General features: G+C 68.5%; 30 protein-coding genes. 11 read left to right on the top strand and 19 right to left on the bottom strand.

Annotated elements, in window-relative coordinates; translation table 11 throughout:
- The first annotated feature begins 61 nt into the window (after positions 1-61).
- Complete coding sequence (locus BN948_RS22955; RefSeq protein WP_009515371.1) at positions 62-898, top strand: PhnE/PtxC family ABC transporter permease; 837 nt, start codon at positions 62-64, stop codon at positions 896-898.
- The gene (gene phnE / locus BN948_RS22950) at positions 895-1,704 is read left to right on the top strand and encodes a phosphonate ABC transporter, permease protein PhnE (protein ID WP_009515370.1); all 810 of its coding nucleotides are present in this window, start codon (positions 895-897) and stop codon (positions 1,702-1,704) included. Before BN948_RS22955 ends, phnE begins: the two co-directional genes overlap by 4 nt.
- 8 nt (positions 1,705-1,712) lie before the next feature.
- Here phnE and BN948_RS22945 read toward each other — a convergent pair whose 3' ends face one another.
- A complete protein-coding gene (locus tag BN948_RS22945) occupies positions 1,713-2,144 on the bottom strand; it encodes a hypothetical protein (RefSeq protein WP_009515369.1) in 432 nt (143 codons plus the stop codon).
- Here BN948_RS22945 and BN948_RS22940 point away from each other — a divergent pair.
- The gene (locus BN948_RS22940; protein WP_236953894.1) at positions 2,137-2,691 is read left to right on the top strand and encodes a helix-turn-helix domain-containing protein; all 555 of its coding nucleotides are present in this window, start codon (positions 2,137-2,139) and stop codon (positions 2,689-2,691) included. The two genes, BN948_RS22945 and BN948_RS22940, sit on opposite strands and share 8 nt — an antisense overlap.
- Positions 2,692-2,698: 7 nt before the next feature.
- On the opposite strand, the gene BN948_RS22935 is transcribed toward BN948_RS22940, so the two are convergent.
- The 10 genes from BN948_RS22935 to BN948_RS22895 all read right to left on the bottom strand — a co-directional run bounded on the left by BN948_RS22935 (position 2,699) and on the right by BN948_RS22895 (position 8,714).
- On the bottom strand, positions 2,699-3,004 hold the full coding sequence (locus BN948_RS22935) for an HVO_A0114 family putative DNA-binding protein (protein WP_009515367.1): 306 nt from the start codon (positions 3,002-3,004) through the stop codon (positions 2,699-2,701).
- 22 nt (positions 3,005-3,026) lie between these two features.
- Positions 3,027-3,482 (bottom strand): hypothetical protein, encoded by a 456-nt coding sequence (locus tag BN948_RS25890; RefSeq protein WP_051756347.1) that lies wholly within the window; start codon positions 3,480-3,482, stop codon positions 3,027-3,029.
- Positions 3,483-3,645: 163 nt separating this feature from the next.
- Positions 3,646-3,960 carry a helix-turn-helix domain-containing protein gene (locus BN948_RS22930; RefSeq protein ID WP_009515366.1) on the bottom strand — a complete coding sequence of 105 codons (315 nt, stop codon included), beginning with the start codon at positions 3,958-3,960 and terminating at the stop codon, positions 3,646-3,648.
- Complete coding sequence (locus BN948_RS22925; protein WP_009515365.1) at positions 3,944-4,255, bottom strand: type II toxin-antitoxin system RelE/ParE family toxin; 312 nt, start codon at positions 4,253-4,255, stop codon at positions 3,944-3,946. Before BN948_RS22925 ends, BN948_RS22930 begins: the two co-directional genes overlap by 17 nt.
- Before the next feature lie 46 nt (positions 4,256-4,301).
- Positions 4,302-5,420 carry a PQQ-dependent sugar dehydrogenase gene (locus tag BN948_RS22920; RefSeq protein ID WP_009515364.1) on the bottom strand — a complete coding sequence of 373 codons (1,119 nt, stop codon included), beginning with the start codon at positions 5,418-5,420 and terminating at the stop codon, positions 4,302-4,304.
- 76 nt (positions 5,421-5,496) lie between these two features.
- Complete coding sequence (locus BN948_RS22915) at positions 5,497-6,081, bottom strand: NnrU family protein (RefSeq protein WP_009515363.1); 585 nt, start codon at positions 6,079-6,081, stop codon at positions 5,497-5,499.
- Between the two features lie 33 nt (positions 6,082-6,114).
- On the bottom strand, positions 6,115-6,783 hold the full coding sequence (locus tag BN948_RS22910) for a DsbA family protein (RefSeq protein ID WP_009515362.1): 669 nt from the start codon (positions 6,781-6,783) through the stop codon (positions 6,115-6,117).
- A 120-nt stretch (positions 6,784-6,903) separates the two neighbouring features.
- The gene (locus BN948_RS22905; RefSeq protein WP_035624106.1) at positions 6,904-7,245 is read right to left on the bottom strand and encodes a hypothetical protein; all 342 of its coding nucleotides are present in this window, start codon (positions 7,243-7,245) and stop codon (positions 6,904-6,906) included.
- A gap of 26 nt (positions 7,246-7,271) precedes the next feature.
- Positions 7,272-7,910: a LysE family translocator gene (locus tag BN948_RS22900; protein ID WP_009515361.1), complete on the bottom strand. Its 639-nt coding sequence runs from the start codon at positions 7,908-7,910 to the stop codon at positions 7,272-7,274.
- Between the two features lie 48 nt (positions 7,911-7,958).
- Positions 7,959-8,714, bottom strand: a complete 756-nt coding sequence (locus BN948_RS22895; protein ID WP_009515360.1) for a FadR/GntR family transcriptional regulator — start codon at positions 8,712-8,714, stop codon at positions 7,959-7,961.
- A gap of 137 nt (positions 8,715-8,851) precedes the next feature.
- Here BN948_RS22895 and BN948_RS22890 point away from each other — a divergent pair, with 137 nt between their 5' ends.
- The 3 genes from BN948_RS22890 (at position 8,852) to BN948_RS22880 (ending at position 11,092) form a co-directional block, all read left to right on the top strand.
- A complete protein-coding gene (locus BN948_RS22890; protein ID WP_009515359.1) occupies positions 8,852-9,817 on the top strand; it encodes a Bug family tripartite tricarboxylate transporter substrate binding protein in 966 nt (321 codons plus the stop codon).
- A gap of 92 nt (positions 9,818-9,909) precedes the next feature.
- Positions 9,910-10,422 (top strand): MarR family winged helix-turn-helix transcriptional regulator, encoded by a 513-nt coding sequence (locus BN948_RS22885; protein ID WP_009515358.1) that lies wholly within the window; start codon positions 9,910-9,912, stop codon positions 10,420-10,422.
- Positions 10,409-11,092 (top strand): GNAT family N-acetyltransferase, encoded by a 684-nt coding sequence (locus BN948_RS22880; protein WP_009515357.1) that lies wholly within the window; start codon positions 10,409-10,411, stop codon positions 11,090-11,092. Before BN948_RS22885 ends, BN948_RS22880 begins: the two co-directional genes overlap by 14 nt.
- Position 11,093: 1 nt before the next feature.
- Here BN948_RS22880 and BN948_RS22875 read toward each other — a convergent pair whose 3' ends face one another.
- Together BN948_RS22875 and BN948_RS22870 are read right to left on the bottom strand one after the other, a co-directional pair.
- Entirely contained in the window at positions 11,094-12,332 is a 1,239-nt protein-coding gene (locus BN948_RS22875; RefSeq protein ID WP_009515356.1) for an NAD(P)/FAD-dependent oxidoreductase, read from the bottom strand.
- Between the two features lie 49 nt (positions 12,333-12,381).
- On the bottom strand, positions 12,382-13,053 hold the full coding sequence (locus tag BN948_RS22870) for a FadR/GntR family transcriptional regulator (protein ID WP_009515355.1): 672 nt from the start codon (positions 13,051-13,053) through the stop codon (positions 12,382-12,384).
- A gap of 150 nt (positions 13,054-13,203) precedes the next feature.
- Between BN948_RS22870 and BN948_RS22865 the strand changes: the two genes are divergently transcribed.
- From BN948_RS22865 to BN948_RS27595, 3 genes are all read left to right on the top strand, one after another.
- A complete protein-coding gene (locus BN948_RS22865; RefSeq protein WP_009515354.1) occupies positions 13,204-14,076 on the top strand; it encodes a fumarylacetoacetate hydrolase family protein in 873 nt (290 codons plus the stop codon).
- A 46-nt stretch (positions 14,077-14,122) separates the two neighbouring features.
- Positions 14,123-15,106 carry a Bug family tripartite tricarboxylate transporter substrate binding protein gene (locus BN948_RS22860; RefSeq protein ID WP_009515353.1) on the top strand — a complete coding sequence of 328 codons (984 nt, stop codon included), beginning with the start codon at positions 14,123-14,125 and terminating at the stop codon, positions 15,104-15,106.
- Positions 15,107-15,238: 132 nt separating this feature from the next.
- Complete coding sequence (locus BN948_RS27595) at positions 15,239-15,715, top strand: DUF4124 domain-containing protein (RefSeq protein ID WP_081922031.1); 477 nt, start codon at positions 15,239-15,241, stop codon at positions 15,713-15,715.
- Positions 15,716-15,785: 70 nt separating this feature from the next.
- Here BN948_RS27595 and BN948_RS22855 read toward each other — a convergent pair whose 3' ends face one another.
- Positions 15,786-16,253 (bottom strand): nuclear transport factor 2 family protein, encoded by a 468-nt coding sequence (locus tag BN948_RS22855; RefSeq protein WP_009515352.1) that lies wholly within the window; start codon positions 16,251-16,253, stop codon positions 15,786-15,788.
- Positions 16,254-16,365: 112 nt separating this feature from the next.
- On the opposite strand from BN948_RS22855, the gene BN948_RS22850 reads away from it, so the two are divergent.
- Together BN948_RS22850 and BN948_RS22845 are read left to right on the top strand one after the other, a co-directional pair.
- A complete protein-coding gene (locus BN948_RS22850) occupies positions 16,366-16,953 on the top strand; it encodes a TetR/AcrR family transcriptional regulator (protein ID WP_035624101.1) in 588 nt (195 codons plus the stop codon).
- 139 nt (positions 16,954-17,092) lie between these two features.
- Positions 17,093-17,638 carry a hypothetical protein gene (locus BN948_RS22845; protein ID WP_009515350.1) on the top strand — a complete coding sequence of 182 codons (546 nt, stop codon included), beginning with the start codon at positions 17,093-17,095 and terminating at the stop codon, positions 17,636-17,638.
- Between the two features lie 7 nt (positions 17,639-17,645).
- On the opposite strand, the gene BN948_RS22840 is transcribed toward BN948_RS22845, so the two are convergent.
- The 5 genes from BN948_RS22840 to BN948_RS22820 form a co-directional block, all read right to left on the bottom strand.
- Positions 17,646-17,954, bottom strand: a complete 309-nt coding sequence (locus tag BN948_RS22840; protein ID WP_009515349.1) for a hypothetical protein — start codon at positions 17,952-17,954, stop codon at positions 17,646-17,648.
- A 47-nt stretch (positions 17,955-18,001) separates the two neighbouring features.
- On the bottom strand, positions 18,002-19,231 hold the full coding sequence (locus BN948_RS22835) for a hypothetical protein (protein WP_009515348.1): 1,230 nt from the start codon (positions 19,229-19,231) through the stop codon (positions 18,002-18,004).
- Positions 19,232-19,301: 70 nt separating this feature from the next.
- A complete protein-coding gene (locus BN948_RS22830) occupies positions 19,302-21,062 on the bottom strand; it encodes an ATP-binding response regulator (RefSeq protein ID WP_009515347.1) in 1,761 nt (586 codons plus the stop codon).
- 7 nt (positions 21,063-21,069) lie between these two features.
- A complete protein-coding gene (locus tag BN948_RS22825) occupies positions 21,070-21,720 on the bottom strand; it encodes a response regulator transcription factor (protein ID WP_009515346.1) in 651 nt (216 codons plus the stop codon).
- Between the two features lie 42 nt (positions 21,721-21,762).
- Positions 21,763-21,972 (bottom strand): hypothetical protein, encoded by a 210-nt coding sequence (locus BN948_RS22820; protein ID WP_035624095.1) that lies wholly within the window; start codon positions 21,970-21,972, stop codon positions 21,763-21,765.
- Between the last annotated feature and the right edge of the window lie 52 nt (positions 21,973-22,024).

Raw genomic sequence — 22,024 nt, 5'->3', positions numbered from 1 at the left:
GGCGGCGGCCACCCCCCTGCCGCCGGTGCTGATGTGCCGCTGAAGTGCCTTTGACCCCGCGATGAACACCGCCACGCTGCGCCCCGCGCCCACCCGCGACCCGGCCTGGGTCTCGCGCGTGTTCTGGATCGGCGCCGCCCTGGTGCTGCTGTGGCCGCTGGGTGTGGCCACCGAGTTCAAGCCCTGGGTGCTCGTCGAGCCGAAGAACCTCAAGGTCACGGCGCAATTCCTCGGCAGCTTCCTGCCGCCCGCGCTCGACGGCGAATTCCTCGCCCTGGTGGCGCGCGACACCTGGCGCACCGTGGCCATCGCCACCGCCGGCATGGCGCTGGCGCTCGTGCTGGCCATCCCGCTCACGCTCGCGTCCACGCGCGTGCTCTCGGTCTCGGCTCTGTCGGGGCGCATGGCGCGCGGGCCCTGGCTGGTGCGCCAGGCCGTGCGCTGGTTGCTGATCGTGCTGCGCAGCATCCCCGAGCTGGTGTGGGCACTGGTCTTCGTGCGCGTGGTAGGCCTGGGGCCCACGGCCGGCGTGCTGGCCATTGCCCTCACCTACGGCGGCATGCTCGGCAAGGTGTACGGCGAGATCCTGGAAAGCGGCGAGGCCCACGCCACGCAGACCCTGCTGCGCAACGGCGCCTCGCGCCTGCAGGCCTTTTTCTATGGCTTGCTGCCCACCAACGCGGCCGAACTCACCAGCTACACCGTCTACCGCTGGGAATGCGCGATCCGCTCCTCGGTGGTGCTGGGCTTCGTGGGCGCGGGCGGCCTGGGGCAGCAGATGGACAACGCCATGAAGATGTTCAACGGCGGCGAAGTGGCGACCATGCTGCTGGTGTTCATGGCCCTGGTGGCGCTGGCCGACCGCGTGAGCGCCGGCCTCAGGAAGGCGCTCGGATGAAACCCCTGCCGCCCGCTTCCCCTTCCCTGCTCGACCCACGCGGCAAGGCCCTGTGGTTCGTGCTCGCGCTGGCCTCACTGGTGGTCGCGAGCTTCTGGTCCCTCGACCTGCAGTGGCACCAGTTCCTCTCGCTGGACGCCGCGCGCAGCATGGGCCGCTTCCTGGGCGAGTTTTTCCCGCCCGACACCTCACCCGAGTTTCTGCGCCGCGTGGCCCAGGGCACCTGGGAAACGCTGGCCATGTCGGCTCTGGGCACGGGCCTGGCGGCGGTGGCGGGCGTGTTGCTCGCGCTGCCCGCCAGCCGGCGCGTGGATGGCGGTGCGTCGTGGGCGCGCGGCCCCACGCGGCTGCTGCTCAACGCACTGCGCAGCATCCCCGAACTGGTGTGGGCCGCGCTGCTGCTCATCAGCGCGGGCCTGGGGCCGTTCGCCGGCACGCTGGCCCTGGCCTTTCACACGGCCGGCGTGCTGGGCCGCCTGTTCGCCGAAGCCATCGAGAACGCCCCGCCCGGCCCCGCCGCCGCGCTGCGCGTGCAGGGCGTGGGCGGCGCGCGCGTATTCCTCTATGCCACCTTGCCGCAGGTGCTGCCGCAGTTGCTCAGCTACACGCTCTACCGCTGGGAAAACAACATCCGCGCCGCCGCCGTGCTGGGCGTGGTGGGCGCAGGCGGCCTGGGCCAGATGCTGGCCTTCCACATGGGCCTGTTCCACATGGGCAAGACCGCCACCATCCTCGGCGCGATGCTGCTGATGGTGGCGCTGGTGGACGCCGCGAGCCATGGGGCGCGGCGGGTATTGACGCGCTGAGGCGCGGGCTACGGGGACGCCTCGTACAACAGCCGTCGGCCGGGTGCGTCGGGCACGGGCAGCAGGTGGCCGTTGCGGACGTGCGGGTCGTCGCCGAGCTTGAACAACAGAGGGCCGACCGATGGGGTCTCGCATGGCGCCGGCGCCCACAGCGCACCGATCCAATTGAAGCTCCAACGCGGGCCAGGCGCGCGGCACCGGTCCAGGCGGGCGATGCCGGTGAGGTTCGCGATGGGGATCTCGGCCAGCAAGTCCAGCAGCGTGTTGTCCCAGCCCACCAGGCAGGTCTGCGACACCTTCTCGCCGTTGTAGGAGACGTCGTAGACGAGCAGGCACCAGGGCCGCTCCATCGAGAGCGTGATGGCCGGCCAGTGGCTCTGGCGCGGGGCGACCTTTGAGGGATGAAGGTACTGGACGAGGCCGGCGGCGGTGATGAACAAGTTTGACTCCCAAAGCCTACCTCAAATTATGTCTCAAATCGACAATGCACCCGAGTTCGATGCCAACACTTTTTTGGTGTCTGAACATGCTCGTGAAACCCCACCCGTCCTTGCGCAACTGGCGGCGAACCTCCTTGCTCTACGAGCGCAGGGAAACTGGAGTTCGAACGCACTGGCGCAACAAGCGCATGTGAGCCGACACATGATTCAGCTGTTGGAAGAGGGGCTGGTCAACGCCTCGTTGAAGACAGTGGACAAGTTAGCCCGCGCCCTCGGCGTTACTGCGGGCTCACTGATGGGAAGAAGACCAGTGGCACGACAGGAAGGCGAGGCCTTGATCGAGGAAGTGGTGGCGAGGAACCTTGTCTCGACGAGGAAACGGCTGAAGCTGACGCAACAGAACTTGAGTCAGCAGTCGGGCGTCAACATTTCCGTCATCGCCCACATCGAACGCCAAGCGCGCAACCCCTCGCTGCTCACCCTTGCAAAGCTTGCCGCTTCGCTCGACTTGTCACTCGAAGCGCTTCTGACCGATTCAAGCTCCTAGGCGCTACCTAGGCGGCCTGCAACAGAAACTCCACCTTGACGGCGTCGTAAGGGAAGACGATCCCGCCACCTTCCGCTCGATCCAACACGCCGGCACTCAGCAGCGCGGAGACATCGCCGTGAACCGCTTTCACGTCCCGGTTGACGCGGCGGGCCGCTTCGCGGATGGACACGGGCCCGGCGCCACACAAGGCCTTCAACAGCTCCCAGCGCTTGGCCGTGAGCACTTTCCACAGCAGCTCTGGCGATGCGAAATTGATGCGGGCCGCCTTCTCGGACTTGCCCGTTTTCCACGCGCGCGCAAAGTCGGCCATGGAGGCCTTGGCGTCGCGAACTTCAAGCGTCACTTTCACGGTTCCACCGAAGGAAAAGCATCTGCAGCCGATTGAATGGATGCAAACAATTTTGCGCCGCTTGCGAGGCCTCATTCGTATTCAGACGAGCGCCGAGCCACTCCAATGTCGAGCCATCGTGACTCATCGCGGACACTTCGAGCGCCAAGCGATCGACCATCTTCCTTCTGCCGCGATTGATCGCGTACTCATCAACATGTTCCGCCACGTCGCGCATTCGCTTGAGATCGGGAAGAGCTGTATCGAACTCGCTGAGCGCGTCCAGCATGAATTGGCGAATCTGAGGAACCCTTGCAGCCAAAGTGCAAGCGCGGCGAAGCCGCGTGAGCGCAACGATCAGGAAGTCAAAGTCAGTCCATCGGCGCAATACAAAGACGTCATCCCCGGAATCTGTTGAAGCAAGCCGACGACACTGAAGATCGACGGACCAGGCGGCCATGCTTGCAAGCCGTCTGGCACGCTCGTACGTTGCCCGAGAAGAGGCTTCCACGGACTCCCCTTCGATGCGCTCAATCTCTTCTCGAACCCCAGGGCGTTGCATCAATTGCTGAATGACCTGTTCATGTGTTCGCGTACGAGAACTCATCCGACTACGAAAGAAACTACCGACCGGCGACAGCCAACAGTGCCTTGGGATTCATGCTGGCAATGGCCAGCAATGTGCGCGCAGCACCACTGGGTTGCTTTCGGCCTTGTTCCCAGCCTTGCAAGGTGCGGACGGAAACGCCCATGAGTGCAGCGAACTGCGATTGGGAAAGCCCCGTTTTCTGTCGCGCTTCGACTACCGGCGAGGACACCACGTGAAGCTGGCCCGCTTTCATTTCCTTGACGGACTGCAGAAGCTCAGCCGCCAGGTCGCGTTTGGCCTCGTAGGCCGCCAGTTCGGCCTTGGTCAGGGGTTTACTCTTCGAGCGCACGGCGGATCTCCTTCAACTTGGCACCGGTGAGGTTGTCCGTTTTTGCCTTGGCATACATCGTGAGCAAAACGACCTCGCCTTCGGCAGTGCGAGTGAAATAGATCACCCGAACACCACCCGACTTGCCCGAACCTGCTCGTCCCCAACGGACTTTTCGAATGCCGCCGGACTCGGGCACGACATCCCCGGCAATGGGGCGCTCCGCGATGTAGCTGACGAAAGCCCCTCGTTCTTCTTCGGTCCAGTACAGGGGCCACTGGCGCTGGAAGAGGAGGGTTTCGACGACGGTGAGCATCGACAAACTATACGCCCCAGGCGCATGGCCGAACGATACGTTTTCATCACCGAACCGTCAAGCGCACCACCTTCCCATCACTGTCATCCGTCAACACATACAGCCACCCATCCGGCCCTTCCCGCACGTCCCGGATGCGCTGGTTCAGCTCCGTCAGCAGCCGCTCCTGCTGAACCACGCGCCCACCCTCCATCTGCAGGCGCACCAGGTGGCGGAACTTGAGCGAGCCCGTGAAGCCGTTGCCCTGCCAGGCCGGGCCGTATTTGTCGCTGCGCAAAAACACCAGGCCCGAGGGCGCGATGGAGGGCACCCAGTACTGCACCGGCTGCTCCAGCCCGGCGCGGCTGGTCAGGCCGTCGCCGATGCGCCCGCCGCCGTAGTTTTCGCCGTAGGTGATGACGGGCCAGCCGTAGTTCTTGCCCGCCTCGGGGCGGTTGAGTTCGTCGCCACCCTGCGGGCCGTGCTCGATGGTCCAGAGCGCGCCGTCGGGCCCCAGGGCCGCGCCCTGGATGTTGCGGTGTCCCAGGGTCCAGATTTCTGGCAGCGCGCGGGCCTGCTTCGTGAAGGGGTTGTCGGGGTGCGGCTTGCCGTCGGCCAGCACGCGCACCACCTTGCCGTGGTGGTTGTCCAGGGTCTGCGCGTCGTGCATGCGCAGGTAGCGGTCGCCCAGGGTGAGGAAGAAGCTGCCATCCGCCGCCTGCACGATGCGACAGCCGAAGTGCAGCCGGCTGCCGACCTTGGGCTTCTGGCTGAAGACCACGCGCACGTTCTCCAGCGCGGTGCGGTCGTCGGACAGGCGCGCCGAGGCCATGGCGGTGGAGTTGCCCACCAGCGCCGGCTCGCTGTAGCAGAAGTGCACGGTGCGGTTGGTGGCGAAGTCGCGGTCGGTGATGACGTCGAGCAGGCCGCCCTGCCCCACGGCGTCCACGTCGGGCAGGCCCTTGAGCGCGGGGCCGAGGCGGCCGTCGGCCTCCACCACGCGCATGCGCCCGGGGCGCTCGGTCACGAGCAGGCGGCCGTCGCCGATGAAGGCCAGGCCCCAGGGGTTCTGCAGGCCGCCGGCCACCACCTCGGGCGTGAGGCGCCCGGCCGGCTGGGCCAGGGCGCCTGCCGCGGCAAGGCCCGCCGCCAGGGTGATGAACAGGGGACGAAGGCGTCGGATCATGGAATCTCCCATCGGGTTCGAAGTGGTCATCAAGGCGTGCCCCGATGGAGGCGAACGCCCGCCCCGGGGTTCCCGGTCAGCCGAAGGGTTGCACGCCGATCAGGAAGCCATGCGCCCAGAAGGCAAACACGGCGTAGAGCAGCAGCCCACCCACCAGCGCAATGGCGTCATTGGCCCTGCCGGCGCCGAGCGTGTGCGGCGCGCGCAGCAGCCCGGCCTGCGCACGCCGCTTGAGCGAGATGCGGTCGGCCACGGCCCAGGCCAGGAAGCCGCCGAACAGCAGCACATCGGCCAGGCCGCCGTTGGCCAGCAGGTGCGCCAGCGCCCACAGCTTCACCGCCACCAGCATGGGGTGCCTGGCCGCGCGCTGGATGCGCCCGGGCAGGTAGGCCGCCAGCAGCAGCACGAACACCGGCAGCATGAGCAGCGCGGCCACGTGACGCATGGCCACCGGCGGCGTCCACAGCAGCACCGGGTGCTGCCGCACGGCGCTGTAGCCGGCCACCATGAGGCCGAAGCCCGCGAGCGCCACCAGCGTGTACAGCCCCTTCCAGGGCCCTTCGCCGACGCGGTGCGCCAGTTCGTGGCGCCAGCGCGGCGCCACGATGGACACCGAGTGGATGCCGAGGAACAGCACCAGCCCGAGCACAAGCCAATCCATGATCGACTCCTGTCGTTGAGAGCCGCTATCGTCTCACGGCCCGGACCGCGCGCGGCGCGCCAGCGCCACTTCCTCGGCCACCAGTTCGGCCAACGGCTCGGGGCCGAAGCTGGGCAGACTGCGGCCGTTGACGAAGAAGGTCGGCGTCTTCTCCACGAGCAGCGCGTTGAGGTCTTCCACGTCCTGCTTCAGCAAGGCCTCCATCTCGGGGCGTTGCATGTCCTGCAGCGCGCGTTCGATGTCCAGCCCGGCCTGTTTGGCGGCGGCGAACGCCAGCGAGGGGTTCGGCTGCGCATGATCCGCCCAGGCGGGCTGGGCGTCCAGCACCGCTTCCAGCACGGGCTGGTACAGCCCCTGGCGGCGCGCGGCCTCCAGCAGTTTGACGATGCTGTCCGAGCCCGGGTGGAAAGGCGCGTAGCGGATCACGAGCTTGAGCTCGCTGGGGTACTGGTCCAGCAAGGCTTTCACAAAAGGGTGGAAGGCGCGGCAGGCCTCACAGGACGGGTCGAAGAATTCGACCAGCGTCACCGGCGCGCTGGCCGGGCCAATGACGGGCGAGTGCATGCGCTGCAGGCGGAGCGGTTCAGCGCGGTCGGGCGGCTCGTCGCTGGCGCCCCGCTGTTGCCAGGCCCACAGGCCCAGGGTGAAGAAGAACACGAGCGCGCCCAGCAGGACGGCAACGGTGAGGGGACGGTTTTTCATGGGGGACAGGAAAAGCGAATCGGAGAGGACAGGCCGGGGCGCGCGACCCCGGCGCCGCGCGCGGCGGCGAAGGACGAGGGATCAGGGGGACGGGCGCCGCGCCAGCGGGGCGCAACGGCCTCAGGCGCTCAGGCGCTTGGCCCCCTGGCGCGGAGCGCACCAGTCGGGGCGTTCGGGGCGGGCGCTGTGCCCGTCGCTGGGGCGCCAGGGGCTGGCGCGGGGTGCGGCGTCGCGCCCGGCGTGGCTCGCCGGGCCTGGCGGTGGCAGGGCCACGGCGTGCGTGTGGCACGGGTCGGCGTCCAGGCCACCCAACGGGGCCGTCGCATCGGCCGTCGCCGCAGCGGCAGGCTCACCGGCATCGGCGGACACAACCACCACGCCCGCCATCCCGTGCGCGCAGTGAGCCAGCACCGGCGACAGCGGCGCGCACAGCAACAGCAGGATCAACAGCCAGCGGCGCATGACGGCTCGGCACGGTTCACGCCCTTTCAGGCCGTGCGGCGCTGCTCCATGGCCAGGCGCACTGCCAGCGCGGCCAGCACCGTGCCCATCACATAACGCTGCGCCGCCAGCCAGCGCGGGCTGCGCGCGAACCACAGCGCCAGCCGCGCGGCCGACAGCACGATGCCCAGGTTCACACAGCAGCTCACCACGATCTGCGTGAGCCCGAGCTGCACGCTTTGCGCGAACACCGAGCCGTGCGCGGGCGAGACGAACTGCGGAAAGATCGACAGGTAGAACACCGCGATCTTGGGGTTGAGCAGGTTGGTGAAGAAGCCCATCAGGAACAGCTTGCGCGGCGGGTCGGCCGGCAGGTCCTGCGCCTCGAAGGGCGAACGCGCGCCGGGCTTTACCGACTGCCAGGCCAGGTACAGCAGGTACGCCGCGCCGGCCCACTTGAGCAGTTCGTAGGCCAGCGGCACGGCCATGAACAGCGCCGTGAGGCCCACGGCCGCCGCGAACATGTGCGCCAGGAAACCCACCACCACGCCCATGAGCGAGATGACGCCCGCCCGCTTGCCCTGGCAGAGCGAGCGCGACAGCAGGTACACCATGTTGGGGCCGGGCGTGATGGCCACGAACAGCGCGGCGGCGGCGAACAGCAGCCAATCGTTCAGGGGGACCAAGTCGGAATCTCCAAGGGGCCCCGTCAGAGGAGCGTTGCGGGGGAAGCGTCAGCCGGGCGTCTCGGCCTGTGCCCGGCGCAGCCGCTCGCGGCTGTTGGACAGGTGCAGGCGCATGGCCTGGCGCGCGCCCTCGGCGTCGCGCAGGCGGATGGCATGGTAGATGTTCTGGTGCTCCACGTGCACGCGCTGCAGATAGGCCAGGCGCCCCTCGGGGGCACTGCTGGCGGTGTTGATGCGGGTGCGCGGAATGATCATGGTGCCCAGGTAGGTCATGAGGTCCGCGAAATGCCGGTTGCCGGTGGCGCGGGCCACCTCCATGTGGAACTGGAAGTCCGCCGGCACCGCGTCCGAATATTCGGCGATGGACAGCTCGAAGGCCGCCAGCGCGGCCTCCATCTGGCGCAGGTGGTCTTCGTCGCGGTGCTGCGCCGCCAGGCTGGCGGCCTCGCCTTCCAGGCTGATGCGCAGCTCCAGCAGCGACACCACGTCGGCCACGGTGGCCACATCTTCGGGCGCGATGCGAAACGGCCCCCGCTCGGGCAAGGCCAGCACGAAGGTGCCGATGCCGTGCCGCGTGTCCACCAGGCCCGAGGCCTGCAACCGGGAAATGGCCTCACGCACCACGGTGCGGCTCACGGCAAAGCGGGCCATCAGGGCCGATTCGGTGGGCAGCTTGTCCCCGGCCTGCAGCCGGCCTTCGCGCATGTCGCCGGCCAGCGTGTCCACGATCTCGGGCACCAGGCCGCGGGGGCGGCGCGGCCGGGTCGACGCCGCGCCTTCACCTGGGGTTTTCACGGGGAGCATGGTTTTTTCCTTGACGCGGCGCGGGCGTGTTCACAGAATTCTCTAGTTGTCAGACAACCGACGACTGACAACAGATCACTGCATCAGACGACTGTAACAAAGCCATCGCGGACGTCCAAGCCCTCAGGAGACCCCTCATGACCCTCAATCGCCGACAACTCATCGCCAGCGGCGCCGCCCTGGCCACCGTGGGCCTGCCCGCGCACGCGCAGAAATTCCCGGCCAAGCCGGTGCGGATCGTGGTGCCCTACCCGCCCGGGGGGTCGTCGGACATCATCGCGCGCGCCATCAGTGAGCCCCTGGCCAAGAGCCTGGGCCAGCCCGTGGTGGTGGAAAACCGCGCGGGCGCCAACGGCAACCTGGGCGCCGGCCTGGTGGCCCAGGCCCCGGCCGACGGCTACACCCTGCTGCTGTGCGACGTGGGCGCGCTGGCCATCAGCCCCTCCGTCTACAAGCTGCAGTTCGACCCGAGCAAGGACCTGCGCGGCGTGACCATGCTGGCCTACTCCCCGCACATGCTGGCGGTGCACCCCTCGGTCAAGGCCAACAACCTGCAGGAGCTGGTGGCGCTGTCCAAGACCAGCGACCTGAATTTCGCCGTCACCGCCATGGGCAGCGCGCCGCACGTGGCCGGCGTGGCCGTGCAGCGGGCCATGGACGCGAAGTGGACCTACATCCCCTACAAAGGCGGCTCGCAGGCCGTGGCCGACACCGTGGCAGGCCAGACGCAGGTGATCATGAACGGCATGCTGGCCACCCTGCCCCACGTGCAGAACGGTCGCCTGAAGGTGCTGGGCATTTCCAAGCGCACGCGCATGCCGCTGGTGGGCCAGGTGCCCACCCTGGCCGAACAGGGCGTGAAGGACTTCGAGTCCGGCACCTGGCAGGGCGTGCTGGTGCCCAAGGGCACGCCGGCCGCCGTGGTGTCGCGCCTGAACGCCGAACTCATCGCCGCCATCCGCAGCCCCGAGGTGCGCTCGCGCCTGACCGGCCAGGGCGCCGAGGTGCACACCATGCAGCCCGCCGAGCAGGACCAGTTCTTCGAGAAGGAACGCCAGCGCTGGGGCGTGGTGGTGAAGGACGCGAACATCCGCGTCGAGTAAAGCGCCGCGCCGGCCTGTCCATGCCCCGGGGCTGGACAGGCCTTTGTTTTCCGATTTAAATTGCAAGGCATATACCTTGTTATATTTAAATCATGGAAGACGTTGTCAGATCGCTCGGGCTGCTGACCCTGGGCACGCGCCTGAAGCGCATCGGCGAACGCTTGCAGGCGCAGACGCAGGCCGTGATAGAGGCCGAGGGGGTGGCGGACATTCCCGCCTCCCACCTGCCGGTGCTGGCGGCCTTGCAGCGGCTGGGGCCGCTCACCGTGGGCGACATCGCTTTGGCCCTGGGCGTGCGCCAGCCAGGCGTGACCCGGCAACTGGGCAAATTGCAGGAGGCGGGGCTGGTGGAGGCGCGCCAGTCGGCCGGTGACCTGCGGCTGCGCACCGTCGAATTGACGGAGGCCGGCCAACGCCAGGTGGCGCACGCGCGCCAGCACAGTTGGCCGACCATCGAGGCGGCCGTGGCCGAGGCCTGCGCGCCCCACGGCACCGCCCTGCTCGCCCAACTGGCGGCGCTGGAAGAAGCGCTGGAAGCGCTGCCGCTGCTGGCGCGTGTGAACCGCCAGAAGCTGGCCACCGAGGAACCGCATGCATCCGCTTGATCGGCCCGTGTGGGCCAGCCTCACCGGCGCGCACGCGGGCCTGTCCGTGGGCGGCGCGCTGGCGCGGCGCTACCAGCCCGACGTGAACCGCTTCGCCGCCACGCCCGACGACAGCCCCGAGGCCTTGGCCGCCCTCGCAGCGCTGCTCGCGCCAGGCGACAACGTCTTTCTCGCGCAGGTGCCCGATCTCATGGTGCCGCCCGGCCTGCGAATCGTGAAGCAAGGCACCTGCGTGCAGATGCTGGCCACGCGCGACTTGCGCGACGAAGGCGGTGCCAACGAACTGCTGCGCCTGGGCGAACCCGACGCGGCCGAGATGCTCGCGCTGGCCACGCTCACCGAGCCCGGCCCGTTCCTGCCGCGCACGCACGTGATGGGCGACTTTCTGGGCGTGCGCCAGGGTGGCCGCCTGCTGGCCATGGCGGGAGAGCGCTTTCGCGTGCCGGGCTACGCGGAAGTAAGCGGCGTGTGCACGCACCCCGACGCGCGCGGCATGGGCCTGGCGCGGCGCCTGTCGGCGGCCATTGCGGCGCGCATCCAGGCGCGCGGCGAGCAGCCCTTCCTCCACGCGTGGGACACCAACGTCGCCGCGATCAAGCTGTACGAGGCGCTGGGTTTCCGGCTGCGGTCGACCGTGAACGTGGCGGTGCTGGAACGCGCCGCCGGCTGAATCAGCCGAACCGCGCCGGCGAATACGGCGCGGGATCCACCACGGGGGTGCCACCGCCGACGAGCTCGGCCAACAGCCGCCCGCTCACCGGTCCCAGCGTGAAACCCTGGTGCGCGTGGCCGAAGTTGAACCACAGGCCCTTGTGCCGCGGCGCTGCGCCAATGACGGGCAGCATGTCGGCCGTGCAGGGGCGCGCGCCCATCCAGGGCTGCGGCTCCACCGGGTTCGGCAAATCGAACAGTTCACTGGCCAGCGCGTGCGCGCGTGGCATCTGCACCGGCGTGCGCGGCGCGTCCAGCCGTGCGAACTCGGCCCCCGTGGTGACCCGCACGCCCTGGCGCATGGGCACGATGACCAGGCCGCCGTCGGCGTCCAGCATCGGCAGGCGCGGCGGCTCGCCGCCGGTGTAGTGGCGGTGGTAACCGCGCTTGACGAACAGCGGGTAGCGATAGCCCAGAGTGCGCAGCACAGCGTCGGACCAGGGGCCCAGCGCCACCACGGCGTGCGGCGCGTCGACATCACCCTCGGCCGTGCGCACGCGCCAGCCCGCGCCCGTGGCGCGCAAGCTGGCCGCGTCCCCCTGCAGCACGCGCCCACCCTGTTGGCGCAGCAGTGCCGCGTAACGCGCCACCAGCTCGCCCGGGTCGCTCACCGACCACGGGTCCAGCCAGTGAATGGCACCGGCCAGACGACGGCGCAGCGCGGGCTCTGCGTGGGCCAGTTGGTCGCTGTCCAGCACGGCGTGGCGCACACCGTACTCGTCGGCCACGCGGTGCCGGTCGGCAACGGCTCGGCGCATCGACGCAGCGTCGCGGAACACCGCGCGAAAGCCCTCGCGGCGCACAAGGTCCTGCGCGCCGGCCTGCTCGATCAGCGGCGCGTGTTCGCTCAGGCAATGTTCGATGAGGCGCGCGTAGTCACGCGCGATGCGCCGGTGACTCGCGGGCCGCGAGTTCCACCAATAGCGGCCCAGCGGCCCCGCCAGCGCGGGCAGCGCACCCAGGTGGTAGTTCACGTCCGCGCCGCGCTTCATCGCCACGCGCGCGAGCATGGCCCAGCTTCGCGGAAAGGCATACGGTTCCACCGCCTCGCGCTGGATGATGCCGGCGTTGCCGTAAGAGGTTTCGCGACCGGGCTCACGCCGGTCGACCAGGGTGACGGCGTGGCCGCGCTGCTGCAGGTGCAGCGCGGTGCACACGCCGACCATGCCGGCGCCGAGAACGATGACGGGATCTGCCATGAACAAAGGCCTGGTGAAGGAGCCGGGATTATTCCCGCGCCCCGATGCCTCAGTGGCCCAGCAGGTTCTGCCGCACGCGCAGCAGGTGCGCCACCGTCATCTCCTTCGCGCGCGCCGCGTCGCGGTCGCGCAGCGCACGCACGATCTCGCGGTGCTCGGCCTGGTAGGCCAGGCGCCGCTCGGGCGTCACGCTCTTCTTCTTGAGCTGGCCCCAGTCGCCCTGCGCGCGCACGGTTTTCATCAGCTCGAACACATTGGCCACGAAGCTGTTGTGCGCGGCGTCGGCGATGGCCTGGTGCAGCTCCGCGTCCCAGTGCTCGAAGGCCTCCAGCGTGCTCGCGCGCTCGGCCTCGTCGCAGCAGTGGTCCATGCGCTGAAGGTCGGCCGTGTTGGCGTTGCGCACGGCCATGTCGATGATGGCCGGCTCCATCGCCAGGCGCGCCTCCATCAGCTCGGCCGGGCTGGTGTAGCGCGACGAGTCCTGCGCCACGCGGCGGCCCAGTTGGTCGCCCGCGCGCTCGCTCACGTAGGTGCCGCTGCCCACGGTCTGCTCGATCAGGCCCTGCTGTTTCAACTCCAGCAGCGCCTTGCGCACGGTGGTGCGGCTCACGCCGTGCTGGTCGGACAGCTCGCGCTCGGTGGGCAGGCGGTCGCCCGCGCGCCAGTGGCCGGCCTGGAACTGATCGAGAAGCGTCTGGCGCAGGTGGGTGGAAAGGCTCATGCGCGCACTGTACCAAACCAGACCAATCGCGCTCGGCGAGCCCGCCCCAGGGTATTCCCGCAGTGGATCTGCCCCATGACAGCCTACCATTGCCGTTCTGGTACCAATTGGTATTTTTTGGTACTTGACATTGAACCATCAGGAGATTTCGTGCGCATCGCCACCTTCGCCCATGAGGGCCAACGCCGCGTCGGCCTCGTCTCGGCCGACGGCCAGTCCGTCACCCCCTTCGACCTGTCCCCCGCCGACGCGCAGCGCGGCGCGCTGCCGCTGGTGGAAGCCGCCGCCGCCGGGCGCCCCCTGCCCGGAACCAAGGGCCAAGCCATCGCCTTGTCCGCCGCGCAACTGCAGGCACCCATTCCCCTGCCCCGCCGCAACATCTGGTGCGTGGGCCGCAACTACCACGAGCACGCCAAGGAACTGCAGGGCTCGGTCTTCAAGAACAACAACGCCAACCCGGCCCAGTGGCCCATCGTCTTCACCAAGGTGCCCGAGTGCGTGGTGGGCCCCACCGACGCGGTGCAACTGCCCGGCGAGGCCATCTCCCCGCAGATCGACTACGAGGCCGAACTGGCCGTGGTCATCGGCACGGGTGGCAAGAACATCGCCAAGGCCGACGCGATGAAGCACGTGTGGGGCTACACCATCGTCAACGACGTGACCGCGCGCGACGTGCAGATGCGCCACCAGCAGTGGGACATGGGCAAGAGCTTCGACACCTTCTGCCCCATGGGCCCGTGGATCGTCACCGCCGACGAACTCGACGGCCAGCACACGCGCGTGCGCTGCTGGGTCAACGGCGAGCCGCGCCAGGACGGCCGCACCGAAGACCTGATCTTCGACATCCCCACGCTGATCGAGACCATCTCGCGCGGCATCACGCTCTACCCCGGCGATGTGATCGCCACCGGCACGCCCGCTGGCGTGGGCATGGGCCTGAGCCCGCCGCAGTTCCTTAAGGCCGGCGACGTGGTGCGCATCGCCATCGACGGCATCGGCGAGATCGAGAACCGCTTCGCCTGAGCCCTTCCTTCACACGAGCACACCCACAACGACAGGAGACAAACACATGCAACGACGCGACTTCCACCGCCTGCTCGGCGCCTCGGCGACCCTGGGCCTGACCGGCCTGGGCACAGCCTTCGCGCAAGACCCGTACCCCAGCAAGCCCATCACCATGGTCGTGCCTTTCCCGCCCGGTGGCGTGGCCGACACCGTGGGCCGCCCCGTGGCCGAGGCCATGGGCCGCCACCTGAACCAGTCGGTGGTGGTGGTCAACCGCGGCGGCGCGGGCGGCGCCATCGGCATGGCGGCGGTGGCCAAGGCCCCGGCCGACGGCTACACCGTGCTCATGGCGCTCTCATCGCTGGTGGTGCTGCCCGAAGCGGACCGCATCCTCAACCGCCCCGCGCAGTTCGAGGTGAACCAGCTCGCCCCCATCGCGCGCATGACGGCCGACCCCACCGTGCTGGTGGTGCGCGCCGACAGCCCCTGGAAAACCTACGCCGAGTTCATCGCCTACGCCAAGGCCAACCCCGGGCGCATCACCTTCGGCTCGTCGGGCAACTACGGCACCATGCAGGTACCCATGGAGCAGCTCAAGGCGGCCACCAACACCTTCATGCTGCACGTGCCCTACACCGGCGCGGGCCCGGCCATCGTGGGCCTGCTGGGCGGCCAGGTGGAGGCGCTGGCCAGCGGCCCGGCCAGCGTGGTCGGCCACATCAAGAGCGGGCGCATGCGCGCGCTGGCCCACTGGGGCGAAGGCCGGCTGGCCCTGCTGCCCGACGTGCCCAGCTTCAAGGAGCTGGGCGTGAACATCAGCTACTCGCAGTGGGCCGGCCTGTTCGCACCGGCGGGCACGCCGCAGGCGGCCATCGACAAGCTGCGCGAGGCCGCCCGCATGGCCGCGCGCGACGAGCGCACCATCCAGGTGATGACCACCGCCGGCACGCAGTTCCAGTACCAGGACGCGGCCGAGTTCGATGCCTTCGTGAAGGCCGACGCGGCGGCGATGAAGAGCGTGGTGCAGCGCATCGGCAAAGTGAACTGAGCGCGGCGCGCTTGCCGGCCCGAGCCGTTCAGGCCGGAAAGCGCGCGCCCGGGCTCCCCCAGTTTGTGCATTCGCCGCACCGGTGCGCTGCACTACCATGCCTGTTGGCTTCAATGCATCAGGGGGAGCAATATGGGAACTGCTCGTTGGGTCCGTCTTCTGCCGGCGATCGCCCTGGTACTCGCCGGCAGCGGTGCCTATTCCGAGGTGTACCGCTGGACAGACAGCAATGGCCAGGTCCATTTTGGCGACCGGCCTGATGCCTCGGCAGCACAGGGCGCGAAGAAGGTGCGTGTTCCCCGCACGAATCTGGCAGACGGATTTGAAGCCACTCCCCCGGCGACCTCCCCCGGCTCCACCCCCGATGGTTCGGGCGACGACACCACTGCGCCAGCGGTTCCTTCGGAAGCAGCGGAAATCCCCAAGCCCGAGCCGGCCCCCAAACGGGGCGTTGCCGCGCAACGGCAAGACAGCTGTCAGGCGAAATGGGCGGCGTTTCGAGCCAGCACGGAATGCTTTGCCACATGCGGCAAACACATCGGCAGGAGTGGCAGAAGAAACAACGCCGGTTGTGTGCAGTGCGACGACATGCCGATGCCCAGGTGCTGACTCCTTGTATCAACCCTTGGTGAAGATGGTGCCCTGACGGTCGGACGAATTCTCTCCCCGGGCGTTCACGTCACAGCCCCAGGGCCGTGAGCCCGGGATGGTCGTCAGGGCGGCGGCCCAGCGGCCAATGGAACTTCCTGTCTTCGGCCTTGATCGGCTGGTCGTTGATGCTCGCGTGGCGATGCGTCATCAGGCCCTGTTCGTCGAACGCCCAGTTCTCATTGCCATGGCTGCGGAACCAGTTGCCGGCGTCGTCGTGCCATTCGTACACAAAACGCACAGCGATGCGATGGCCGTCGAAAGCCCAAAGCTCCTTGATCAAGCGGTAGTCAAGCTCGCGCGCCCACTTGCGCTCCAGCAGCGCCTGCGCCTCGGCGCGGCCCCGAGGGAACTCGGCCCGATTGCGCCAGACGGTGTCAGGGCTGTAGGCGAGCACGATGCGCGCAGGATCGCGGCTGTTCCAGCCGTCTTCGGCCAGACGAATCTTCTGGATCGCCGTTTCGCGGGTGAATGGGGGCAAGGGCGGGCGCGTTTCCATGGCGGTGGCTTTCGGTGAATGGTCGTGGTGAGCCGCAGACCAACGGCATGTAGACAGTTCTGTCTACATGCGAATTGTGGCAAAAGTAGACAAGTCTGTCTATATTGCCGTCATGAACAAAAACACCGCTGTCAGCACCGGCGACCTGTCCGCGAGAGAACGCATCCTGCGTACGGCGCACGATCTCTTCTACGCCGAGGGCCTCCGCGCCACCGGCATCGACCGCGTCATTGCCGAGGCCGGCGTGACCAAGGTGACCTTCTACAGGCACTTTCCGAGCAAGAACGACCTCATCCTGGCTTACCTCAACCTTCGCCACGAGCGGTGGATGAACTGGTTCACCGAGGCCTTGGAACGCCACGCACGCGGGTCAACCGGCGCGCAGGCGCTGGCGCCGGTGATGAAGGAATGGTTCCAGGGCAAGGCGCTTGGCGATTTCCGAGGGTGCGCATTCCTCAACGGCGTCAGCGAGATGGGTCCCGCAATGCCAGCCGTCATCGAGGCCACGCGCCGGCACAAGCAGGAAATGGCCGAGGCCATCGAAGCGGTTCTGCCGCAATCAGCTCAGCGAAAGCGGATGGCGAAGGCCTTGGCCTGTGCGGTGGATGGCGCCATCGTGCAAGCCCAGTACAGCGGTGATCCGGCGAGCGCTCTGCAGGCGCTCAAGTTCATTGCCGACCGGCTGACCAACCATGCCTGACCCGGTGCGCTGAACGACTGCGTTCTGGAGGGGCGTGACCCTGGTCACTTCCCGCTCGACAGCCCGCCTTTGACACTCGCAGGACCGCGGCGCCGCACCCGCGCGCGCTGTCCACCTTCCCTTCGAGACGAGGTCCTGCATGCTTTCCACCACATTCAAGCGCATACCCCTGCATGGCTGCCTCGCGCTGATGCCCGTGCTCGCCAACGCGCAGATCGGCCCGATGCTCACCACGGAGCCCATGCGCAGCGTGCGGCAACTGGGCGACGGCGAGTTGAGTTGCGCGCAGATCCACGCGGAGACGCAGGCATTGGAGAAGACCGGCCAGATTCACCGGGCCGAGGCCGCGCAGGCCCAGCAGGTCATGACGGACACGCAGAACGAGATGATGAAGCTCGCCAGCGAAGGCCGCGGTGGCGTCGGCTCCGCCATCGGCGGCAGCTTGCTGGGGCTGATACCCGGTGGCAGCCAGGTGCAGGGCTACGCCATGCAGGCCGCCGCCGAAGCGCGCCGGGCCGGCATGCAGGACAGCACCAACAAGATGATGCAGGCACAGACGCGCCTGGTGAATGCGGAACAGGCGCTGGAGCACGTGCAGGCGCGCAGCGAGCACCTGGTGGACCTGTTCCTGAAGAAGGGTTGCAAGCTGTCGGAGGTGAAGGCCGCGACGGACGCGGCCCAGTGAACGCGCGTCAGCGGCAGTTCTGATCGAAGGTCGTCGTCATGGTGTCGATGACCGACGGGCGTACCTTGAGCCAGGCCTCGGCCTTCATGCGATTGGCGTTGGCTTCGCATTGAACGTGCGCGGGCGCCGGCGGCTTCTGCGGCATCAGCCGGATCAGGCCGGACAAGGCAACGCAGTACTGTTTGAAGTCCTTCTTCTGCAAGGCGCTGTCGCGTTGGGCACGAAGTTTCTCGTGCTCGGCGCAGGATGAATCGCTTGCCGCGATGGCGGCGCTGGCGAGCAGAGGCAGGGTCAGGGCAAGGAGCAGTCGGTGCATGGGAAAGGGTCCCGATCGGGACGTGGTGGGAAAAGAGAGGTCGCGAATCAGTTTTCGCAGTAGATGGTGTACGGCTGGCTCATGTCGAGCCGGGAGAGCACACCGCCCTGCACCGGGCTGTCAACGGCGCTCAGGTAGGCCTTGGCATTGGAATGACAGGCGTCGTCGATGCGGGCGATCATGAAGTTCGCGTCGACCCCCGAGTGCTCGCCCAGGCGGCTGTCAACGGGGAAGGCGAGCCGGGCCACACTCGCGTTGCCGGCCTGCGCCTTGCGCACGTCCGTGGTGGCCTGCCGGGGCACGTCCACGCTGCCCAGGTACTCCACGTCGAAGCCGACACTGATCTGACCGATGGGCCCGTCGCACGCGGCATCGCCGTAGTGATAGGCCGTGAAGCTGCCTCGGGTGGCCCTGCCCTCGGGCAGGAACATCGAATAGACGTGTTCCTGGTGGATGCCGTCCGCGTCGGTGAAACAGGCCAACGCCAGCATCACCTGCCGGCGCTCATCGGAGAGCAAGGCCCGCCCGATGACCGTCGCCACCGGCGTGATCTCGCCGTGCCCGCCGGTGAGCGTGCCGTCAGCGATGCGCTCCACCAGGCTGGCGATCAGCCGGTTGTCCGCACCGAGGTGGCGGCTCAGGCCCCGGAGCATGTTGTTGAGCGCACCGCTCGCGGGGTCGGCGTTGGCGGCGGTGCCGGCCAGGCCGAAATTGCTTGCGACGGTGGCATAGGCGGTGTTGAACCCTGCGGCGCCGAGCGCGCCGGCGGCGCCCACCGCCGCCGTCGTCAGCACGGTCAAGGGCGCGCTGGCGGTGCGGCCCGATCCCGGCACCGACACCACCGTACGCAACGCGTTGCTCCCCATGGGCACCGGCGCGCCGCCGTGGGCGCAACTGGTGCCGTCGAAGGTGCTTTCGTCGCTGCAATAGGTCCCACCGGTTGATTCGACCAGCAGCTCACCGGTGGCGGTGTCCGGCAGTTGGACGTGGAACTGGCCGTCACCCCCGGTGACGATGCAGCCGTTGTCGATGGTGGGCAGGGAGCCGGGCTGGGCCGGTACGGCCGCGCCCTTGCGATCGGGTGCCGCGGGGTCGAGGGCGTACAGGCACACGGTCGCGCCGCGGGTCGGGCCTTTGAAGGCCTGGCCGGTGATCGAGCCACCGCTTGACGTGGGCGTGGGCGACGGTCCGCCGCCGCCGCCGCTACCGCCACAGCCCGCCAACGACAACGCGGCGGCCGCCACGGCGCAAAGAGTTCCGAAGAAGTTGTTTGTCATGGCGCCAGTATCCGAAGCGCCTTTTCCCCGGAGAAGTGACCGCAGTCACATCGCGCGGCGCGCGAAGGGGTCAGGCGCTCGGTCGGCCGCTCAAGGCGTTCAGCAGTTGCTGCGCCACCACCGGCTTGTGCAAGAAGGGCACGCCGCTGGCCTTGATCTCGCTGATGCGCTGCGGCGCGGTCTCGCCCGTCACCAGCAGCGTGCGCAGGTGCGGCGCGCTGTCGCGCAGCGCGAGCAGAAACGCCAGCCCATTGCTGTCGCCCGGCAGGCGGTCGTCGGACACCACGGCCTCGATCGGGTTCGCTTCCAGCAGTTGCCGCGCCTGCGGCAGGTCGCTGGCGCCATGCACGGTGCAACCGCAGGACGAGAGCAGCAAGCTCAGCGCCTCGCGCCCCACCCGCTCGTCGTCGACGATCAGCACGTGGCGCGGCAGGCGGCCTTCGCTCACCACGGGGTCGGCGGGCGCGGGCCCGGCCAGCGCGGGCGTCCCTTCCACGGCCTGTCGCACCCACACGCGAAAGCGCGTGCCGCGCGCGGGCGTGGACGACAGCTCGATGGGGTGTTCCAGCAGGCTCGACAAGCGCTTGACGATGGACAGGCCGATGCCGAGGCCAGCGGCGCGGTCGCGCTGCGGGTTGTCGAGCTGGAAGAACTCGTCGAACACGCGCACCTGGTGTTCACGGGCGATGCCGATGCCGGTGTCGATGACCTCGAAGCAGACCCAGCCGGCGCGCGCCGCCGGTGCTCCCGTGCGGGCCGCGATCAACACGCCGCCGCTGCGCGTGTACTTGATGGCGTTGTCGATGAGGTTGCCGAGCAGGCGCGTGAGCAGTTGAGCGTCGCTCATCACGGCCAGCTCGCCCGGGGCGCGGAAGCGGATCTGCAGCTCGCGCTCCTGCGCGCTGCCGGCGAAGGTGTGGCTCAGCGAAAGGAACAGCCCGTGCACACCCACGGCTTCCACGCTCGGCTGCACCGCGCCCGCGTCCAGCCGGGAGATGTCGAGCATGGTGTCGAGCGATTGGTTCAGCAGGCGCACCGAATGGCTCAGGCGCGTGACGGTCTGCGCGCTGTCCGGGTCCAGCCGCGAACGCTCCAGCACCGAGGTGAACAGCGAGATGGCGTGCAGGGGTTGGCGCAAATCATGGCTGGCGGACGCGAGAAAGCGGCTCTTTTCGCGGTTGGCGTTCTCCACCAGTTCCACCTGCTGTTCCAGCCGGCGGGCCAGGTCTTCCTTCTCGAAGCGCACCGTCAGGGACTGCTCGAGCAGGTCGGCCTGCTGGAAAGTCCACTTGAGCGTCATCACCAGAAAGAGCGCCATGCAAACCGCCAGCACCCAGCCAACGAGCCCGCCGTGCCAGAAGCAGGCGCTGACCATGCCCGCGCCGGCCGGCAGGCTGAAGGCGGCAATGGTCTGGCGATGGGTGGACACGATGGCCGAGCCCAGCGAGATCGCGCCCATGATGAAGATGGAAATCAGCACGATGTCGTCGGTGCTGCGGTGGGCGCTGAGCATCCAGGGCGCCAGGCCCCACATGGCGCCCAACAGCAGGATGTCGCGCACACGGCCGCGAAGGATGTCGGGCAGTTCGTGGTCCGGCAGCGGCCCGCGGGCCTGCAGCGTTCTTCGTCGCAGGTAGGTGACGGCGACGACGGCATAGAACAGACCGAGCCAGACCAGCGCCAGCACGGAGGCCCATTTCAAGTAGAAGACCACCGCCAGCGGTGTGGCGAAGGGAATGGGCGAGAGGATGCGCACCGGCCCGGTTTTCTGCAGCAGCAGCTCGAGCCGGATGCGCTGCACGGCCACGCGGGTCGACGCCCCCTCGCTCACGGCCGGCTCACGAAAAAAGCCCGATCAACTCGGCCCGGGACCGCACGTTGAAGGCGAGGAAAACCGTGGAGACGCAGTTCTTCACCGAGCCCAAGGCCAGCCCGGTTTCGGTGGCGATGGCCTGGTTGTCGAGCCCGCCCAGGATGAGCTCCAGCACCTGGACCTGGCGGTCGGTGAGGCGGATGCCCGGACGCAGGCGCCTGCTGCGGGCCAAGGCGTCGTGCGGTCCCGCTGGCGCGTCGGCCAGTGCGCCGTCGGTGCCCGTCGCGGCGCGTTCGATCGTGTCCAGCAGGCCCTTCAGGTCGTCCGTGTCACCGGTTTTGCAGAAGTACCCCACCGCGCCGTGGGCGCGGACCTCATCGCGCACGCGCTCGTCGTTCGAACCCGACACCACGGCGATCGGCAGGCGCGGGTGGCGCTGGCCCAGCAAGCGCAGCCCGGCCAGGCCGCGCGTGTCGCCCAGGTTCAGGTCGAGCAGCAGCAGGAACACCTCGTCCGCGCGCTCGTCCAGAAAGCGCAGGGCCTGCTCCAGGTTGTGCGCCTCGGCCACATGGAAGCGGTCGGCAAAGTGTTGGCCGATGACCTGGCGCAGGCCCACGCGCACCAGCTCGTGGTCGTCGACGCTCAGGATGGTTCGCCGTGGCCGGTGCTCAGGCATCACCGGATCGGCCCTTGCGGTCTTTCACTCATACCCCGGCCCTCAGCGCACGGTGGCGCGGGGTGCCACGGCGTCGATGCGCCGCTGCAGGCGCTCGGCGGTGGCCGTGTCGCCCGCCGCCTGCGCGGTGCGCTGCTGCACCAGCAGCCAGGCCAGCAAGGGGCGCGGCCAGCCCTGGGCGGACGCGGTGTCCACCGCCAGTTGCACCAGCGCCGGGCTGGCCTGCGCGGGTTTTGTCGCGTTGACGGTCAAGCAACTTGCTCGTCTATGCTGAGCACTTTGACTGAAAAGGTTTGAACGAGAT

It is taken from the genome of Hydrogenophaga intermedia (assembly GCF_000723405.1).
In the GTDB taxonomy this organism is placed as follows: Bacteria; Pseudomonadota; Gammaproteobacteria; order Burkholderiales; family Burkholderiaceae_C; genus Hydrogenophaga; species Hydrogenophaga intermedia.
Note: the sequence above shows the minus strand (reverse complement) of the source record. Positions and strands in the feature narration are given on the sequence as shown.